Below are 1,271 nucleotides of genomic sequence, written 5' to 3'. Positions count from 1 at the left end.
CGTCACGAAAGAGCCAGAAAGAGCGCACGAGACGGCTGCGACAGTCCGTGATACCATAGGCGCGCACCATCCCCGCGCCCGCCCCCTTCCCTACCCGTCAATCGAGGAGCATCTATGAAAACTCTCGGCCTCTCCGACGTCATCGGCCCCATCATGGTGGGTCCTTCGAGCTCGCACACGGCGGGCGCGCTGCGTATCGCCTACATGGCTCGACGGCTGTGCCTGGCCGAGCCGAAGACGGTGGAGTTCAGGCTGCTGGGGTCGTTCGCGCACACGCTGACCGGGCACGGAACCGACAAGGCCCTCGTGGCGGGCATGCTGGGGCTGGCCGCCGACGACCTGCGCATCCGCGACTCGTTTCAGCTTGCGGGGGATGCGGGACTCGCGTTCTCGTTCGTCACGCTTCCCGACGCGGAATACGACCATCCCAACACCATCGACATGCACATCGTGGACGCCGCGGGCAACGCGATGAGCGTGCGCGGCGAGAGCATCGGAGGCGGAGCGGCCGTCATCCGCAAGATCGACGACATCGACGTGCGCATCACCGGCGAGAGCACGAGCATCGTCGTGCGCCAGCGCGACGAGACCGGCGTGCTGGCGCACATCGCGCAGAGCATCAGCGACGAAGGCGTGAACATCGCCACCACGCGCATGTACCGCGAGCGCAAAGGCGACATCGCCTACACCGTGCTGGAAACCGACCAAGAGGTGGACGGCGCCGCGAAGGCCGCCATCGAGGACCACCCCGCCATCCTGGACGTGCGCGTCATTCCCGGCGACGCGCGCCCCGGCTGCGGGTCCGTTGACGCGCCCGACGCGGAGGAGGCGCTGCAGCGGTTCGCCGAGGCGGACTTCGGCACCGGAGCCGCGCTTCTGGCATGGTGCGAAAAGCACGGCACGACGCTATCGGAGGCGTTTCTCGCCCGCGAGGCGGCGCTGGCCGAGAGCTTGGGGTACGCCGACCGCTCCCTCGCGTATTTGCACGAGACGCTGGACGTGATGAAATGCGCCGCGCAGCGCCCCATCGACGAAGCGCTGCCTTCCATGGGCGGCCTCATAGGCGGCGAAGCGCGCAAGCTGGCCGATCTGCGCGAGCGCGACGGCGAGCTGTGCGACGACCAGCTGTCGTGCGCCATCGCCTACGCGATGGCGGTGCTGGAGACGAACGCGTCGATGGGTCGCATCGTGGCCGCGCCCACGGCTGGATCGTCTGGCGTGCTGCCCGGCGTGCTGCTGGCGCTGCAGCGCACGCGCGGGCTGTCGGATGG

The 1,271-nt window shown here is 68.8% G+C and carries 1 protein-coding gene; it reads left to right on the top strand.

The window, feature by feature from the left end:
• Window positions 1–114: 114 nt before the first annotated feature.
• Window positions 115–1,271: L-serine ammonia-lyase, iron-sulfur-dependent subunit beta (gene sdaAB, locus ACMO6A_RS09625; protein WP_418471164.1), on the top strand; the 1,157-nt coding region annotated here is incomplete at its 3' end.

The organism is Eggerthella sp., from assembly GCF_048329335.1.
In the GTDB taxonomy this organism is placed as follows: Bacteria; Actinomycetota; Coriobacteriia; order Coriobacteriales; family Eggerthellaceae; genus Eggerthella; species Eggerthella lenta.
Note: the sequence above shows the minus strand (reverse complement) of the source record. Positions and strands in the feature narration are given on the sequence as shown.